The sequence below is a fragment of the Arthrobacter sp. SIMBA_036 genome, assembly GCF_046535135.1.
Taxonomy (GTDB): domain Bacteria; phylum Actinomycetota; class Actinomycetes; order Actinomycetales; family Micrococcaceae; genus Arthrobacter.
In genome coordinates this window covers 1-241 of sequence record NZ_JAWRXG010000418.1, presented here as the reverse complement: position 1 = coordinate 241, position 241 = coordinate 1, and the positions used below count along the sequence as shown (strand labels likewise).

1 pseudogene is annotated in these 241 nt (G+C 63.9%); it reads right to left on the bottom strand.

Features of this window, described 5'->3' with window-relative positions:
- Nucleotides 1–241, bottom strand: a pseudogene (locus tag SB659_RS20375) (monooxygenase); the annotation flags it as partial.

Below are 241 nucleotides of genomic sequence, written 5' to 3'. Positions count from 1 at the left end.
CCTCCTGCACCACCGCGGCTGCGACATCGGCAAGTGCTGCCGATGCCTTGACCGCCGCTGTGAGCTCGCCGACCCTTTCAAGAATATAGGGATCGTCGGCAGCGCGGGCCGCATTCGACGTCACCCAGGGGCGGGTCGTCGTGCGGACATAGTCGACGGCAGCGTTCAGCGCGCCCTCTGCCGTTCCCAGATAGAAATTGACGAAGACCAGCTGGATCAGCGGCGTGTTGAAGGTCGAGAG